This window comes from Labrys okinawensis (assembly GCF_002982075.1).
Lineage (GTDB): Bacteria > Pseudomonadota > Alphaproteobacteria > Rhizobiales > Labraceae > Labrys > Labrys okinawensis_A.
Genome location: NZ_PUEJ01000006.1, coordinates 445,190 through 461,521 on the forward strand (window position 1 = coordinate 445,190; position 16,332 = coordinate 461,521).

General features: G+C 56.0%; 12 protein-coding genes and 2 pseudogenes. 7 read left to right on the forward strand and 7 right to left on the reverse strand.

The annotated features are described in order from the left end of the window. Window position 1: 1 nt before the first annotated feature. Window positions 2-910, reverse strand: coding sequence for a LysR family transcriptional regulator (locus C5L14_RS19060; protein ID WP_105863624.1), 909 nt, complete (start codon window positions 908-910; stop codon window positions 2-4). Between the two features lie 162 nt (window positions 911-1,072). On the opposite strand from C5L14_RS19060, the gene C5L14_RS19065 reads away from it, so the two are divergent. The 6 genes from C5L14_RS19065 to C5L14_RS19090 all read left to right on the forward strand — a co-directional run bounded on the left by C5L14_RS19065 (window position 1,073) and on the right by C5L14_RS19090 (window position 7,912). Continuing rightward, window positions 1,073-1,723 carry a DsbA family protein gene (locus tag C5L14_RS19065; RefSeq protein ID WP_105863675.1) on the forward strand — a complete coding sequence of 217 codons (651 nt, stop codon included), beginning with the start codon at window positions 1,073-1,075 and terminating at the stop codon, window positions 1,721-1,723. Window positions 1,724-1,775: 52 nt separating this feature from the next. Next, a complete protein-coding gene (locus tag C5L14_RS19070; RefSeq protein WP_105863625.1) occupies window positions 1,776-2,384 on the forward strand; it encodes an NAD(P)-dependent oxidoreductase in 609 nt (202 codons plus the stop codon). Between the two features lie 803 nt (window positions 2,385-3,187). After that, window positions 3,188-4,501, forward strand: a complete 1,314-nt coding sequence (locus tag C5L14_RS19075; RefSeq protein WP_105863626.1) for a glycosyltransferase family 4 protein — start codon at window positions 3,188-3,190, stop codon at window positions 4,499-4,501. Between the two features lie 323 nt (window positions 4,502-4,824). Next, entirely contained in the window at window positions 4,825-5,862 is a 1,038-nt protein-coding gene (locus tag C5L14_RS19080) for a hypothetical protein (RefSeq protein WP_146126956.1), read from the forward strand. Then, a complete protein-coding gene (locus tag C5L14_RS19085; protein WP_105863628.1) occupies window positions 5,859-6,665 on the forward strand; it encodes an ABC transporter permease in 807 nt (268 codons plus the stop codon). The genes C5L14_RS19080 and C5L14_RS19085 overlap by 4 nt, the downstream gene beginning before the upstream one ends. Window positions 6,666-6,721: 56 nt before the next feature. Then, the gene (locus C5L14_RS19090; protein WP_146126957.1) at window positions 6,722-7,912 is read left to right on the forward strand and encodes a hypothetical protein; all 1,191 of its coding nucleotides are present in this window, start codon (window positions 6,722-6,724) and stop codon (window positions 7,910-7,912) included. Between the two features lie 146 nt (window positions 7,913-8,058). On the opposite strand, the gene C5L14_RS19095 is transcribed toward C5L14_RS19090, so the two are convergent. After that, window positions 8,059-9,069: a hypothetical protein gene (locus tag C5L14_RS19095; protein WP_146126958.1), complete on the reverse strand. Its 1,011-nt coding sequence runs from the start codon at window positions 9,067-9,069 to the stop codon at window positions 8,059-8,061. A 294-nt stretch (window positions 9,070-9,363) separates the two neighbouring features. On the opposite strand from C5L14_RS19095, the gene C5L14_RS19100 reads away from it, so the two are divergent. Beyond that, window positions 9,364-10,317 (forward strand): ATP-binding cassette domain-containing protein, encoded by a 954-nt coding sequence (locus C5L14_RS19100; protein WP_181161238.1) that lies wholly within the window; start codon window positions 9,364-9,366, stop codon window positions 10,315-10,317. 101 nt (window positions 10,318-10,418) lie between these two features. Here the strand turns inward: C5L14_RS19100 and C5L14_RS19105 are convergent, their stop codons facing one another. From C5L14_RS19105 to C5L14_RS30400, 5 genes and pseudogenes are all read right to left on the reverse strand, one after another. Continuing rightward, a complete protein-coding gene (locus C5L14_RS19105) occupies window positions 10,419-11,378 on the reverse strand; it encodes an FkbM family methyltransferase (protein ID WP_105863632.1) in 960 nt (319 codons plus the stop codon). 33 nt (window positions 11,379-11,411) lie between these two features. Beyond that, window positions 11,412-13,619, reverse strand: a complete 2,208-nt coding sequence (locus tag C5L14_RS19110) for a glycosyltransferase (protein ID WP_105863633.1) — start codon at window positions 13,617-13,619, stop codon at window positions 11,412-11,414. Between the two features lie 47 nt (window positions 13,620-13,666). Continuing rightward, window positions 13,667-14,620, reverse strand: a complete 954-nt coding sequence (locus tag C5L14_RS19115) for a class I SAM-dependent methyltransferase (RefSeq protein ID WP_146126959.1) — start codon at window positions 14,618-14,620, stop codon at window positions 13,667-13,669. A gap of 156 nt (window positions 14,621-14,776) precedes the next feature. Continuing rightward, a pseudogene (locus C5L14_RS19120) lies at window positions 14,777-15,085 on the reverse strand (sugar phosphate nucleotidyltransferase); the annotation flags it as partial. Between the two features lie 845 nt (window positions 15,086-15,930). Beyond that, window positions 15,931-16,332 (reverse strand): annotated as a pseudogene (locus tag C5L14_RS30400) (hypothetical protein); the annotation flags it as partial.

The following is a 16,332-nucleotide window of genomic DNA, read 5'->3' on the forward strand; positions in this document are numbered from 1 at the left end:
CTCACGGCTTGCTCCGCGCCCGCTCGAGCCCCTTGAGGATCTCCACGAACAGGCGCACCTTGGCCGGGCGGAAACGCGCGGCCGGGTAGACGACATGGATGCCGCCTGCGGGCAGCGTCCAGTCCGCCAGCAGGCGGACAAGCCGGCCCGCAGCGATGTCGCCGGCGACCAGGAAATCCGGAAACACCGACAAACCCGCCCCCGCCAGCACCATGGCATAGCAAGTGGGCGTCTTGTCCGCGTCGATGACGGCCGGGACCTCCACCGTCTCCCGCTCCCACTCCCCCCGCGAGAACAGCCAGCGCGTCGGCGTGCGCAAGGCATGGTTGGCGACGAAGGGCAGTCCCGCCAGCCCCTTGGGGCTGAGATCGGCCGGCAGGCGCGCGGCAAGTGCGGCCGAGCAGACCAGATGCTGCTGGAAGGTGCCGAGCCGCTGGGCCTGGTTGGAGGAATCGGTGAGCCAGCCGACGCGCACGGCGACATCCACCTGCGCATCCACCAGATCCACCACGGTATCGTCGAAGGCGACCTCCACCCGCATATGAGGGTAACGCTCGCGAAAGGCGGCGATGGCCGGCGCGACCACCGCCCCGCCATAGTCGATCTGCGCCGCCAGGGTGAGGGTGCCGGTCGGCTCCGCCGCGTCCTTGGAGATTTCTCCGAAGGCGGATTCGGCCTCGCGCAGGATCAAGGCGGCGCGGTCATAGAAGGCGCGGCCCGCTTCCGTCGCCTGCAAGCGGCGGGTGGTGCGCAGGATCAGGGTGACGCCGAGTTCCTCCTCGAGCCTGCCGACCTGATGGCTGACCACCGCCTTGGCGACGCCGAGCCGCTCCCCCGCCGCCGTGAAGGAGCCCGTCTCGATCACCGCTGTGAAGAAGGCCAGCCGGTTGAGGTTGAGAAGCTCGGACATAGGCCTCCTGCCTGAACGCCTATTCCGAACCGTGCTGACGGCGGACGAAGGGGAATGGCGGCTTCGATCGCCCATTGTCTGATTTAATCAGACACTCTGTCAAATTGTTCGGGATTTTTCTTGAGAACGCCGCAGGCCATGGTTCGCGGCAAGGAGATGCCGATGTCCACGCCGCTTACTTCCGACCAGACAGTGACCTATCTGTTCGATCCGCTCTGCGGCTGGTGCTATGGCGCTTCGCCGATGCTGCAGCGCCTGCATGAGGCCGGCGTCGCCGTCAGCCCCCTGCCGACCGGCCTGTTCGCGGGGCCGGGCGCCCGGCCGATGGATGCGGGCTTTGCCGCCTATGCCTGGTCCAACGACCAGCGCATCGAACGCCTTACCGGACAGCGTTTCACGAAGGCCTATCGCAGCCAGGTGCTCGAGGCCCCGGACGGCCTGTTCGATTCGGGACCGGCCACGCTGGCGCTCACCGCCGTGGCCCTGGCCGAGCCCGAGTGTGACCTCGACGCCCTCGCGGCGATCCAGGCCGGCCGCTATGTCGAGGGCCGCGACACCACTTCCCTTGCCTGCCTCGTGGCCATCCTGCGCGAGGCGGGTTTCGCGGCCGCTGCCGACCGCCTCGCCGTGCCCGACGAAGACCTGCTCGCCGCCAACCGCACCCGCATTGCCGAAGGACGAGCCCTGATGGCCAGGCTCGGCGCCCAAGGCGTGCCGGCCCTCGCCGCACGACATGACGGACAGTTGCGGCTCATCGCCTCGAATGCCCTGTTCGGCAGTTTCGGCAATCTCGTTTCGCATCTCAACGCCTGATGGGCTAGCCCCCGTCTCACGCCATGAACTCCCCAACCGAAAGGAAAGCCAAATGAAAATCGCCCTGATCGGCGCCACCGGCAATGCCGGCTCCCGCATTCTCGCCGAACTCGTCAACCGCGGCCACGAGGTCACCGCCATCGTGCGCCACCCGGAAAAGGTGCCGGCCAATCCCAAGGTAACGGCCCGCAAGGGGGACGTCTATGACAAGGCTGGCCTTGCGGCCCTACTCGCGGGTCATGATGCCGTGATCTCGAGCGTGCATTTCGTCGCAAGCGATCCTCATATTTTGATCGAGGCCGTGCGCGCCTCCGGCGTGAAGCGCTATCTGGTGGTGGGCGGCGCCGGCAGCCTGGAAGTCGCGCCCGGCGTCACCCTGGTATCGACGCCTGAATTCCCCGCCATCTACAAGGAAGAGGCCACCAAGGGCGCCGAATTCCTCGCCATCCTGCGCGGGGAGAAGGATCTCGACTGGACCTTCCTCTCCCCCTCCGCCCTGTTCGTGCCGGGCGAGCGCACCGGCAAGTTCCGCCTGGGCACGGACCAGCTCCTGAGCAACGACAAGGGCAGCAGCATCTCCTTCGAGGACTATGCCATCGCCATGGCGGACGAGATCGAAAAGCCCGCCCATAGCCGGGCTCGCTTCACCGTCGGCTATTGAAGCCTGACGGGCCCTTCCAGGGCCCGTCGGCAGCCTGCCCCAGGCCACCGCGAGATTCGAGAGAATTTGGCGGTGGCCGTCATTGCCGATTTCCGGTCCGACTGGATCGGAAAGACGCCTCTATCTCATTGAGAGCGTAACGATATTCGATCCAACATAATCGAATGTCGTTCCAGCCCTGCCCCGAAGGCCGAGCCATCCGCGTGGAACGCCAATCGGATCGCCAACGCTTCGCCGATAGTCCGCTGCGGCGCCAATGACGGACGCCTATCGAATGTTTTGCCACATCGATACGTCCGGGGCTCGCTCCTCCCATGGAAGGACGTAGGGAGCAAGCACCTCCTCTGCTTGTGGCTGCTCTTGTATCAAGGCCGGCCGCCGGCGTCCGGCAATTGCGATCGAAAACCGGGATGTTCCCACCGGCTGGACGCCGAAAATCTGCTGGCGGTGCACTCGACCACGCGCATCGCGGGGACGATCGCGGCGGGATAGGGGTAAATCAAGGAAACTGTCGCTGTGATCAGCAACATCCAGCGTGGTCCCGAACAGCTTTTAATCCAGCCTTACGCGCCGCAGCGCACGCGCCAGCCACGGGCAGATACCTCCTTAGTAGACAAGTGGTAGCTTATTACTTCCGTTGAGGTACATTAGTACTTATCTCAATATGATTCAGATAAAGGTCGGCATCTTTCTGCCATGAATCTGATAGAAATCATGCCAATGATTCTATCGACTCTTTTATGAAAGCAAAATCGGGCGTAATCCGTTCGAGATACTGACACCAATGACAGATTGGATGCCCTTTGCCTCAACGAATCCTAATTGAGTGCTTCAATCTGGCGCTGACGAGCGGAACGGGCATAAAGACCTATGCATCGAACCTCGCCCGAATTGCGAATACCCTCGGCTATGAGACGGAGGCACTTTTCCAATCGCTCGCTCGCCTGCAGCAGGGCGATCCCATCCTCACCGAGATTTCCTTTCACGAGGGCAAGAAGCGGCGGGGCTGGAAGGAAAAATATGTCCGCACCCCCTTCGAGACTCTTTTCGGAAAGCCCTTCGGCATAAGGGCCGACGCCGTGCCCCAGTCAGGCCTGATCCTGAAACAGGATCCCATGCTGGAACCGTTCGCGCGCGTGTTCGCGGCCCATCAATTCACCTTGGCCGCACGGCGTCATTTTTCACGCTATGGCACGCTTGCGACCCTGAAACTGACAGCGGCTCCACATCTCTTCCACGCCACGCATCCGGTGCCCGTCAGAGTGCCCGGTGCGGCAAATATCTACACGATCCATGATCTCGTCCCGCTCAAATTGCCGAATGCCACGCTTGACAACAAAACGTATTATTTCAATTCACTGAAAGAAATATGCCAGAAGGCAGATCACATCGTCACAATATCGGAGACCTCCAAAAAGGACATCACTTCGATACTTGGAATACCCGACTCAAAAATAAGCGTTACCTACCAATCTATAGAAATACCTGAAAACCTCCTCGCCAAACCGCGAGATAATATTGATAAGTTAATTCAGAACTCCTTCTCCTTGGAGCCGGGAGAGTATTTTCTATTTTTTGGAGCGCTCGAACCCAAGAAGAACGTCTCGCGGCTGATAGACGCCTATGTTGCCTCCGGGGTATCCACTCCCCTGGTTATCGCCGGCGGGCTGGGGTGGAACTACAGGACGGAACTGAGGCAGATCAACAACGAGAGCTTCTCCAGCTGGCGGATTACCCAGAACCAGATCATACACGAGCGGAAAGTGCGGCGGTTCGGCCATCTGCCGCTCAGCCACCTCACAGCCCTGATCCAAGGCGCGAAGGCGGTGTTGTTTCCATCGCTCTACGAAGGTTTCGGCCTTCCGGTTCTGGAAGCCATGATGCTCGGCGCCCCCGTCATGACGTCCAATGTGTCGTCCCTGCCCGAGGTCGCGGGGGATGCGGCGCTTCTGGTCAATCCCTATGACATCGAGGAAATGGCCAGCGCCATTGCCGCGCTGGACAATGATCGGGATCTTCGATCGGAACTTGTCAGCAGGGGAAAAAAGCGGGTTCAGTATTTTTCGATGGAGAATTACAGCAGACGCGTCGCTGAGGTCTACGGAGCGTTGCTATGACTGACAGGCGCCTTCGAGAAAAGCGGCGCAGTCCGCTACGGCAGGATGAACACACCGCTGTCACCATGAGTGCGTTCGATGCCGGAAGCGACTTTCGCCGCCAGATCCAGCGGCCTTCGAGCTTTGTCGATGCAGGTCCTCTGCACAGCCCGTGCCCATTCGGGCGCATTGTCCTCTCCTAAGCAAAGCAAGATACGACCTTGTCTCATACGGCCGCCCTTCCACCTCCCGGCGCACAGCAAAGAGCCAAGTCCTCGCCCGGCCTCATCCGCGATTATTTGCGCAGGCGCCTGCTCTGGCTGACCGTGGTGATCGCACCGACCGTGGCCGCCGTCATCTATTACGGCCTTTGGGCCACACCCCGCTATGTATCGGAAGCCGAGTTCATAGTCAGAGGCTTGTCATCGAGCCGGCTCACCGGCCTTGATGCCCTATTCAAGACATTCGGCATTGCCAGAACCGTCGACGACACGAACATTGTCCAAAGCTATATATTGTCTCGCGATGCGGTGAAGCAGCTGCAGTCCGACATCGATATCAAGGCGATATTCTCCGATCCTCGAGCCGACCTGTTCTCGAGATTCCCCAGGTTTTGGGAAAGTGACAGTTTCGAGGGCCTCTACGCGCATTATGCCTGGCGCGTGAAAGTCATTCAGGACACGACCCGCGGTATCAGCACCGTCCATGCGGAGGCGTTCCAGGCCGAGGATGCGCAACGCATCGCCTCACAGGTGCTGACCCTGGCCGAGCGCCTGGTCAACCGCCTCAACGAACGCGCGCAGGCGGATGCGACCCGGAGCGCCGAAGAAGAAGTGCAGCGCGCGGAGCAGCGCGTTCTGGATGCGCAGGCCGAACTCACCAAATTCCGCAACGCGGCAACCCTGGTCGACCCCTCCAAGTCATCGACGTCGGCGCTGGATACCATCACGACGCTGACCCGGGATCTGGTGCAGGCCCAGGCCCAGATTCAGCAACTCCAGCAGACCTCGCCGTCGACCCCTCAGATCGCCGTGCTTCAAGCGCGTGTGGAAGCCCTCAAAGCCCGGATCGAAACCGAGCGTGGCAAGCTTGCCGGCAATGACGAGTCCCTGGCGGTCAAGGTGTCCGCCTATGAAAGGCTGACGCTCAATCGCGACCTCGCCGACAAGAGCCTGGCGGCCGCGACATTGTCCCTCGAGAGCGTGCGTTCGAAAGCGCGCCGGCAACAGATCTATATCGAGAAGATCGCCCAGCCCAATCTCCCCGACGAGCCGATGGAACCCCGCCGCCTGCGCCTGATCATCACGGTGCTGATGACCGCCCTGATGAGCTATGCCGTCATCTGGATTCTCAGCGTGGGTGCCAAGGAGAAGGCGCAATGAGCGGCATCGGTTCGGCGCCCGCGCCGTCGCTCTGGCGCTCCTTTCGTCTGCAAGCGCGCATCATCGCCGCCCTGATGATCCGCGAAGGCAACGCGAAATACGGCCACGAGAATCTCGGTTTCTTCTGGATCATGATCGAACCGTTGTCGCTGGCGGCCATGGTCGCACTGATGTGGTACGCGACCAACCATTCCCACACCGAAGCCGTCGGCCTCGTCCTGTTCGTCCTGACAGGCTATTGCCCGCTGACGCTCTGGCGGCATGTCACCGGCCGTTCGGCCCGGGTGATAAGGCAGCGATCGGCCCTGCTATTCCATGCCAATATCAAGCCCTTCGACGTGCTGATTGCCGTCTTCTGCCTGGAAACGATAGGTATTTTTGCGGCCTTCGTCTGTGCTTATGTGCCGTTGGTCGTCTTCGGCGTCATAGATCCGCCTCGCGACACCCTCCTGCTGATCGGTGGTTGGCTATTCCTCGCCTGGTTCTCAATAGGCATCGGCCTGATCCTGGCCGCACTGACGGAGATATTTGAAACAGTGGAGAAATTCATCCCACCTCTGCTCTATATTACGCTGCCTTTGACGGGAGTTTTCTCGATGATCGATTGGCTTCCTCAGAAGGCACAGAATATCCTTGTATACTCCCCCGTAGCAACCTCGGTAGAAATGTTCCGCGCCGGTGCGTTTCCTGAAGATATCGTGACATATTACGACCCGGCTTTTCTTACTATAGTTTGCTCCATTCTGACGGCCATAGGAATTCCATTGGTCGTCTACGCTCAAAAATACATAACTCATAACTGAGCGGTATTACCCCGAAATCGCGTAAGATCCCCGAAGCGTCAGGAAGACATCAAAACTTGCAGCACAAACAAGCCGACCAGCCTCAGGATTTTGCCCCCATCGAAATGATTCCGCTTACCTCCGCGGGGGAACTCGTCGTTTCGGATCAACCCGACGACCCAAATATCGGAAAGACTGCGCACCGTTCGCCATTGTGGCTGGTTTTCATATTACCGACACTGCTCTCCGCCCTTTACCTGTTCGTCTTCGCTGCAGATCAATTCGCTTCGGATGCGCAGGTGATGGTACGCACGCCTGCGGAAAATGGTCTGAACGCCATCTTGAACGCTCAGGGCTTCTCGCGTTCGAGCGAAGAAACTCAGGCGGTCTACGCTTTCATGCGCTCACGTGACATGGCCCAGCTGCTCTCCAGCGAGAACGGCCTCAAGGATGTCTACAACAGGCCGGAGAGTGATTTCCTCAGCCGTTTTCCTAACCTGCTGCAGAAAGACAACTTCGAACGGTTCTATGAGCACTATCGCAGTTGGGTGTCCGTTACCATCGACGAAAGCACGGGCATTGTCTCAATTCGCAGCTATGCCTATCGGGCTGACGATGCACGCAACATCACCCGTGCGGTGATCAATCACGCGGAAGCCTTCGTCAATAGGCTGAATACAAGAGCCTACGCCGATCGTGTTGCCTATGCCGAGCAGATCGTCGCCAAGGCTCAAGACGGCGTTGCCGTGATGGAAGCCAAGCTGACACGATACCGCAACGAAGCAAAACTCGTCGATCCAACCGGAGAATCGACCTCCGCCCTCGAATCTATCGCAAAGATGACGACCGCAATCACCCAGTTGCAGGCCTCGCTCGAGCAGCAAAAGACACTCTCGCCGGAAAATCCGGGCATCGCCGCCCTCAGCCAGAAAATCACCTCCTATCGTTCGGAGATCAACAAACTGCGCCGGGAGGTGGTCGGTGGAACGGGGGCGATGTCGGATGCCATTGCGGGCTATGAACGCCTGACCCTGGAACGAACATTGGCTGCACGCACCTTGGAGGCCGCGACAACCAATCTCATCAAAGCTCGTCAGGAGGCCGAAACACCTCACGTCTATCTCGTGCGTATTTCCGAGCCGAATCTGGCCAGCACCGCAGAATATCCGCGACGCTTGATCTGGCTGGCATTGATCGCCGCCCTCAGCTTCATTTTCTACGCGGTTCTGCGCTTTGCCGTCGCCCTCGTCGGGGAGCATCGCCCGTGAGGCTCAGTTTCAAGAAGCCTCGTCGCGCACCTGTGGCGCCTTGCGATTTCACGAAGTCACCAAGAATTGCAAAGTAGCGTCAAAACAAAGAATTGAATCAAGGTAGCGTTCATGCCGAACGCATTTGGTCTCGTTATAAATCGATGCTAATTCACCCTCGTTATTTCAACTTTCTTTAAAATCAGCACCCCTTCAATGGCCCCCTGTCTCAGTTGCAACCGGTGCTCGACGGGATACCGCGGCTCAGTAACTGTAAACGGAACTTCAAAGGAGTAACTTCCCTGTATCGGCAGCAAGGCGGGCCGATGAACGAGTATCTCCTGTCCTATCATGATCTCAATTGTAAGCTCGTTGCCGGAATAATTATCCTCGACCTCAAGAAAGGTACGCAAGAGCCAGACTCCCCGCGGGAGATGGAAATAGGGCCCGTAGCTTAGAATACGCGCCGGGCCAACCAGCTCTATAACCTCCGGCAAAGAAGTGCCTGTCGGTGCACCAACCTGATCCGTACCCAGGAACAATTGACGAGGCCAATTGAACCGCACGGTGGCGCCGTTTGTGAAAATCGATCGGTAAGGGATCAACGACTGCGCCATTATCCGCTCTTCGGCGGTCATCGCATAAGACGTGTCACTATCCAAGGCCGCCTCGACCCGTTCTCCACCCGGGTCCAAATCGGCGATCGCATCTACAATTTCCTCCGTTCTCTCGTCCGGCAACGCTATGTCGAGAAAACTCAACACCCCTGCTATGAGTAAATTCGGTGTAAAACGCTTCTCCGGAGGCAGGATCAGGACGTTGGATTCTCCCACTACAATATCGTGAAAAGAGGCGAATATAGATGATGTCAACATAAGAGACGCACGAAACTGCCGATTGAATTTCTGTTGCATGCATAGCGCAACAAAAATTGGGTCTTCGGCTAAAAATATTATTTGCCTTGCCTTTGATGCAAGAAGCTGGGATGTCTTCTCATCTGGATCATCCGTGTAAAGAATGACGTTGTTGCTACGACGCAGGGACCACTGCTCCTTCAATTGCTCAAGCGTGGAAAAGTGGAGGAAATCGACGTCACCCAGCGCAACCTGTACGATCGCACGGATTGCAAGAGCCGCCCGGTGAGATGAGGATGTCGGCAAACCCAGAACAGTTATCAACAAAACAGATCACTCACTTCTTATCGTTTTGAAAATAAATCCTGACGATATCGTACTCATGCAGTTTGCTTTTGCCCCAACAGGTACCCGGATCCGGCAGATGTAACTGACCAGACTGCAGAATAGGGAGTATAATTTGCTGATACCAATGCCACAAGCGCAGGAATATCATCAAGACAACTGAGACAAAAATACCACAATCGCTACATACGCTGACACTGGTCGTTTTAGGCATAGCGCACCTACGATAAGTGGATTAGGTCGTAACGAGAGATCGACAAAGCGATGGCAGGGATGCACGATTTCGTACCGGATCGGACAACCACTCTGGCTGACATCAACGCGGCCTACAGGATATTTCTTGGCCGCGAACCCGATCAAGCGGGATTGGAAACCTTCTCGAAAGCAGCCCAAGCCGGCATGACGAACAGCGAGCTGATTTCGTCAATGATCGGGTCCCTGGAGTTTAAGAACCGCCACGGACTACTGCCACGCACGTCGACAGCAGGCGAAGGGCCCGCCGGGACGAGTCTCGTCAAGACCTCGGATTTGCTGGATACCACCGACGCGCAAGCGGCAACCACACACGGCGTGCAACGGGCCATTCGGCTCAATGCGGTCACCAAGGTCTATGAAACCCCTATTGGACATCGCAAAGTCCTGGACGGTATCAGCTTCGAGGTGAAGGCAGGTGAAAAACTGGCGGTGCTGGGCCGCAACGGCGCCGGCAAATCCACCCTGGTAAAAATCATAGGCGGTGTGGAACCTCCTACCACAGGGTCCGTTGAACGCAACCTCTTCATGTCATGGCCTCTCGGTTTCTCCGGCGGTCTGGAGGGGAACATGACGGGGATGGACAATATCCGCTTCATTGCACGTATTTATCGGCGCCCTATCGACGACGTAGCCGCTTTCGTTGACGACTTTGCTGAACTTGGTAAGCAACTCTATATTCCGGTGATGAATTATTCCTCCGGAATGCGAATGCGCCTCTCTTTCGCTTTGACTCTAGCAATCAATTTCGAGTGTATTTTGATTGATGAGGTTCTTTCGGTCGGCGATCAGCGATTTCACCGCAAGTGCTATGATGCGGTGTTTGTAAAACGAGCCCATTGCGCGATGATTATAGTTAGCCACGATGTTGAGATCATTCGCAATTTTTGTAAAAGCGCCCTCGTCCTCAAGGGAGGACGAGGGCGCGTATTTAATGATCTTGAATTGGCATTAAGTATATATAACACTCTGTAGCAACAATTTAATGTACAAATTAAAATATTCGACGCTAACTCAATAGTTTTTGCCTATGGCGGCACCTAAATTTACGACTAAGCACCCATGGAACGGCACATTTAGCGATTCGCGTTAAACAAAAGATCAAAATGCAGCATTCCGTCCGGTAAAAACCCTCTTTCTACCGCTTCTGCATTCTTCCTCGTCCATAACGAGATGAGATCTTCGGCATTTGATACCTCGGATGTTGCACCGTTATACTCCACAACCGTGATACAATCGGTCAAATCGAACAGTTTGTTGGCAAACAGAGGCGGAGCCAGACCAATATGATCGCGCAAACAGCGAGGATTGAATTCACATAATATCGTTGGCTGGTGCCGTTTAATTGTTTGTATCAGACCGGCCAGTGCCTGCGGCTCATGTCCTTCAATGTCGATCTTGATGAAGTCAATTCTACTCTCTTGCTGCAGCAATGTATCGACGCGAATAGATTGCGCCACCTGTCCCGAGATTGATGGCTCTGAAAGCCAGGTATTCGAACTGCCGACCAAAGAAAATATGCTCCCTTCGTCCGAAGCCGCAAACTGATATAGGATTACGTTATCGAATTTGTTTGCCCACACGCCTCGAAGAAAATTCTGCGCATTGTCTGGATTAGGCTCAAACGCAATAATCCTGCCAGCCGGGCCAACGATTCTCGCTGCATGAAAGCTCATCACACCGACATTGGCTCCTATGTCGACATAAACATCCCCTGGTGAAAGATTCTGCGATAAAATCTCTACAATATGCGGTTCCCAGTTACGATATTTGGCAATATGCCTCCCGAATTCTGGTTCGTTAGGGTCGACAACGACAGAAATTCCGCCAAGGTCGACCCGAGTTGATTGATTCATCGATAAATTTCTATTGTGAAACTCCTCCGAGTTTACAAAAAACTCCCTTAATTCGTCGGTACTGACTTTTTTACCCAATAAACCCATGTAATGCGCCATACCACTGGGATCCGGCTCCCGTCCCAGGAACAAACGATAGGCCGCCCGGATGTCTGCCTCATCAGCATAGATCGAATTCATTGGTCATTCCGCTTTTGAAAAAACATAGTGGCTTCAATGCCGGGCGCGCTCTGACGCGAATTCCCATAGCCTGCGCGTCTCTTCATTGGCCGGATCCAAGGACAACGCAAACTGGTACGCACCTGCCGCGGCCGGGAAAGCTCCCTGTTCCTTCAGTGCATGCCCATACTGAACTATCAATCGAGGTTGATCGAGACGATATCTCAATAGCCTGGCATAACGCTTTTCGGCAGTGCGCCAATCGTGTCGTCTGGCGGCCCTTTGCGCCGAGATAAGTACAGTTCGAAACCAGAGCCGACGAAATACCGATTCTTTTGGCGAATTACCCCCGCCTTTGTTGAGCAGAAGACTCGATATGAATGCAGAAGGACTCAAACCATCATGAACGGAGGAGGAATGTCCCGGGCTGGAGCTTGTATGGATCTCTTGTCTTCGTGTTCTCGACTCGGTTTCAGTGATCTGCTCCAGCAGCGCAACGCGCCCCTCGATATCTCGTTTGAGTGAAAAACCAACGGATGTGAAGCCTACATAGAGGATACGCCCATGCAGTGGCCCATTGGGGACGCCTCCGCTCTTAACGAGGATCTCCAGCATGCCGTCTTTGGATACGCGACCATCGAACCGAACGAAGACCTCATTTCGAGATACAGGGCCATGATCCGTGACGATTCCGCCGACCTCGGTTGAGAGCGAGGGGCAGTTGTCCCCCTCCGGAGCCACGACACGCATGGCAATAATCACCTCCTCACCTTCCCGAAGTTCGGTTTGGAGGCGCAACACGGCGCAACGATCTGAGGCCCAGCAGCCCCAATGCTCGATGGCATGCCACCCTCGGACGCGCGTCATACGGGCAGTGAGAAGAAGTTCCCCTTTACTATCCATTCGAGCGACATCGTCATTCCCCAGATAATAAAGCCTGTTAGCCAGATAAACATGGTTTCCAAGCGGGTTGGGGGTAACGGGATCCATGGTATGCGCGTCAATCGCCGCGTAGAACTCCTCGCAATACTCATTCCATGTTTTAAGTTTGAGTTCTCTTTTGATGCTGGCCGCCCATTCGGCGATCCCATGACGATCTGAGAGAGTGTCCCGGAAAAGCTGAAACCCCTCTTCGACATTGTGAGGATCGAAATAACGCACAAAACGACCGCCGACCTCGGGGATCGATGTCACGCCAGAGGCGAGGCAGGGTTTACCATGCGCCAGGCTCTCGCCAACGGGTAAGCCCCAGCCTTCCGCAAAACTGGGATAGGCGGTCAGCAAACACCGATCATAGAGATAGCTCAGCCCTGCGTCGGATAGCTCATTGAAGATAAAGAGCCAACGGTCAATTCCGTTGGAAGCTTCGACGTGGTCGCGAAGCTCCTCGAACATCCAGCCCCATTTTCCAACGAAAACGAGATTTGGAACAAGGAGACCCCGCTCACGAAAAAGCTTTTGCCAGATCTTCAGCAGGTAAACGTGATTTTTTCGAATCTCCAACGTCGATACGCAGAGTACAAATTCACGTTTTGCTACCTCGATTACACGATCGTCGATCGTAGCGTCCTTAGCAATAGCGGGTAATTCAGTTGGCAAAGTAATGGCCTGGACCGGAATTTCCAGATTGAGGCGAGATCGAACGAATTCCAGAACCTCGCTTCGAACGTGCTCGGAATTTGCCAAGATTAGGCTGACCATGGCGAGGACGTCGAGAAATGACTTCCTAAACTGCACATTGGCATCTGCCGAAAGATATTCCGGGTAACGGATCTGAATCAAATCATGAACAAAAAGTGCAATTTTGACTCCCTTCGCGCGAAGTTCAGAGAAGAGGTCGTAATGTTGGTATATCCAGAAAGCGCCCGCCATCACGTAGACATCGCCGGGCAATACCTCGACTTTGACCCTCGAAGCGCGGACACGCTCCTCCAATGCCACGACATTGTCGCGTTTAGCGGCGCCGGACTGCAACAGAGTGACAAGTTCGCCAACAAGCGCGGCGTCCGCCGCACGTACCGCCTTGGCATCGCGATCCAGGATGACAGGCCTCACATCGAAAGCCGAGAGCCCGGCATGAGTGACGAGGTTCGCAATAACACGTTGGATACCGCTGACCGTAATGTTGCCTGCTTCTGCGTATTGCGAGAAATCACTGATATCCAACCAAATTGTAGGCTTCGTATTTAAGGACGAATTTGATCCCATGGATGCTTCTGTCGAAAACTCCATTTCTTGTGCTCTTGAGTAAAACTTTCCCATCAACTTTCTCTTTCCCAAAAATAAGGTTTAAGCATCATGGAAATGTCTCAAGATTGCCTTTGGACCAAAAAAGTCTGAGAGACATATCGGCTTTCTCCGACCATATGATCCTCAAGAACCTCTATCGGGCGGCACTTACTTGCCTCCACGACCTCAAAGACTTCCTTCTGTGGCAGAATGTGCATTTCCATGTCATGCCCATCGGAGGCTAGGTAATCTTTTGTCGAGAAGGCGTATTCCGTTCGGTAGGTCGGCAGCTGGAAAACAGCGACCCCTCCAGGAGTCAATTTTTCGAGTATAGATTGAAGTATATGCCGCATAACCGGGGGCGGATTGTGCTGCAAGACGATGAATGTTATTATTACATCGAATTGCCCAAGGTTGAAAATATCACTTACAGCACGAATGCAGGTGAAAGAAACATTTTCGATATTATGCGAAGCGGCTCGCTGCCTGGCATAACGAAGATGATTTTCGGAGATATCCACGCCAAGGACGCTACGAACACGCGGAGCAAGGGCCAATGACAATCGTCCAACACCGCAGCCAAAATCGAGCGCTCTGTGCGACGGCGCCAGCTGGAAGCCGTTTCGACGCAGAATAGCTTCGCAAGCATCGATGTCGGAACGCCCTGAATCATAAAACAATTGCATATTGTTTTCGACGTTCTCGCGCCGAAACCGCTCATCCACCAGGACAGACCAATGCGCGTCTTGCTGCCCCAAGCGCATCCATCCTTGCGCGGTGCGGTCCAGCATTGTTTTCAGATCTTCGGCCGAAGCTTTGCTTTCCACGGAGATCGGAGAGGACGCTCTATGCCGTCCAACGAGCCCCTGGGCCCAGCCGTTGCTGTTCAGGAATTCTGCACTAAAGAGAAAGGTACGCCGTAATTCGTCAAACGTTCGACAATCCAGGTGAGCCGCTATGGCTTCGAGGCTCTCCGGCTCCCGTCCGAGAAACGCCCTATACATAGCCATGACATCAGTGATTGAAACGCTCACGGTCGCTCCGATGTTTGGGAGATTGTCCCCATTGAAGATGATTGCCTTGCGATGCGGGATTTGCTCGACCAGATCGATGTTCTGGAGCTACTCACTTTCAATCGCTCCACGTTTTTACCCAATGCCCCCTCACGACGCCTCGCGGTTATGGCGGACACCAGCGAGAATGGCCGGCCCTGAATCACGTGTCTGCGGCTCCATCAGGACATCGGCTTCGATACCGAGCGCTTCAAGCTGGTCGGCGACCCGAAAGCGATGGTCCTTAGTGGTGACGATGACGGGGCGTCCGAACAGCCCCGGCTCGGCAACGCGGCGCAAGGTCTCCTGAAAGGTCGATAAAGCTCCGAAAAGAGGCGGAAACTGTCTGGGACGTTCGGAGCGGGAGGCAGGCCAGAGCCGGATGCCCGAGCCCCCGCACATGATCAGCGGACGAATCGGTTTAGTCGGCTCACGCTTGAATTTCATGACTTCGGACGCCACAAAAATCTCCAGGCAGGTTCGAGCCCCGCGACGAATTCGACTCACATGACGTTTCCTTCGCAAGGATTCGTCAGCATAAATACCGATGCTCTCGTGACAGGCAAGCGACATTCCAGAAGAACGGGGCAAAGATAAGGCCAATCTTTTGGTAATACCTCGGGGTCACTTCAGAACAGCCCCTTTCATCGAACGGCCGAAAAATCTCCTATTTCAAAAAAGATTAATTATTTCAATATGTTAATATGGCTCCTCGTCAATTTGAGCCGCGCAACAAAAATAGTTTTCTTTATAGGATAGTGAATTTTAGTATTATTGTACTACTATTACTCAAGGTAATTTCTTACGCCGTGTGATTTATGACAGAGAATCTCGGCCCGGCCTGAGCAGCCGCCCCGGGCATCCAATCGAGCCAGGAGCTAGATTGGATGCCCCTCTCGCACCACCGGCCATGCGGGCCCGCATCGGGCTGTTCGAAGGGTTGAGATCAAGCGGTCTTGGCAGGCCGAGGCGATCAAAGCGGGCGACGTAGCATTTCGTTCAAACACAGGGGCTGTGCCCGAACTCTCCGCTGATCGGATCGGTGTTCTGCCCGCCGCTGCGCCGTCTCACTCGCGCGATGCGAAGCCGATACTTTCGCCATCGCCCAGCCGGCCGGGCCACGCTTTCTCCCCACGATCGGTCGCCCTCTCGCGGCTATGCTTTTCTTCGTTCGCTATGACCGGCTTGGGATGGGACTTCCACCCACAAGAGAGCGCCATGCCGGGCGCACAAAAAAGCGCCCCGCCCTTTCGGGCGAGGCGCGTTGAGAAAAACCGGTCGGGAGCTCGGACTCAGCGCCCGATTGTCGAGAGATTGGCGCCTGCGCTGACGATGCCGACGCCTCCGCCGATCATCTGGAGGAACTTGGCCAGATCGGTGGACGGAGCGTTGGAGATATAGAGCACGTCCTTGTTGCGCATCAGGAAGCGCTGCGACCACAGGAAGGAGGCGGGATTCTTCATATCGAGGCGATAGACGACGGGGACGCTGCCCGACCGGTAGCCACCGGATGTCACGCCGCCCCTGAGTTCGCGATAGGCGGCTGCATCCTCGTAGCGGAACACGAAGACGCCGCTGGCATCCGAGCGCGAATCGTTCAGGCCGCCGGCCTTGCCGATGGCTTCGGCGAGGGTGACCCTGTCGCTGGTGAAATCGATGGTGTCGTTCTTGCCGGTGGCGCCGAGCACGGTGAA

Excerpts from the sequence above, each read along its gene's own strand:
- C5L14_RS19060 (WP_105863624.1), bottom strand. The coding sequence starts at position 910 with ATGTCCGAGCTTCTCAACCTCAACCGGCTGGCCTTCTTCACAGCGGTG.
- C5L14_RS19065 (WP_105863675.1), top strand. The coding sequence starts at position 1,073 with ATGTCCACGCCGCTTACTTCCGACCAGACAGTGACCTATCTGTTCGAT.
- C5L14_RS19070 (WP_105863625.1), top strand. The coding sequence starts at position 1,776 with ATGAAAATCGCCCTGATCGGCGCCACCGGCAATGCCGGCTCCCGCATT.
- C5L14_RS19085 (WP_105863628.1), top strand. The coding sequence starts at position 5,859 with ATGAGCGGCATCGGTTCGGCGCCCGCGCCGTCGCTCTGGCGCTCCTTT.
- C5L14_RS19100 (WP_181161238.1), top strand. The coding sequence starts at position 9,364 with ATGCACGATTTCGTACCGGATCGGACAACCACTCTGGCTGACATCAAC.
- C5L14_RS19105 (WP_105863632.1), bottom strand. The coding sequence starts at position 11,378 with ATGAATTCGATCTATGCTGATGAGGCAGACATCCGGGCGGCCTATCGT.
- C5L14_RS19110 (WP_105863633.1), bottom strand. The coding sequence starts at position 13,619 with ATGGGAAAGTTTTACTCAAGAGCACAAGAAATGGAGTTTTCGACAGAA.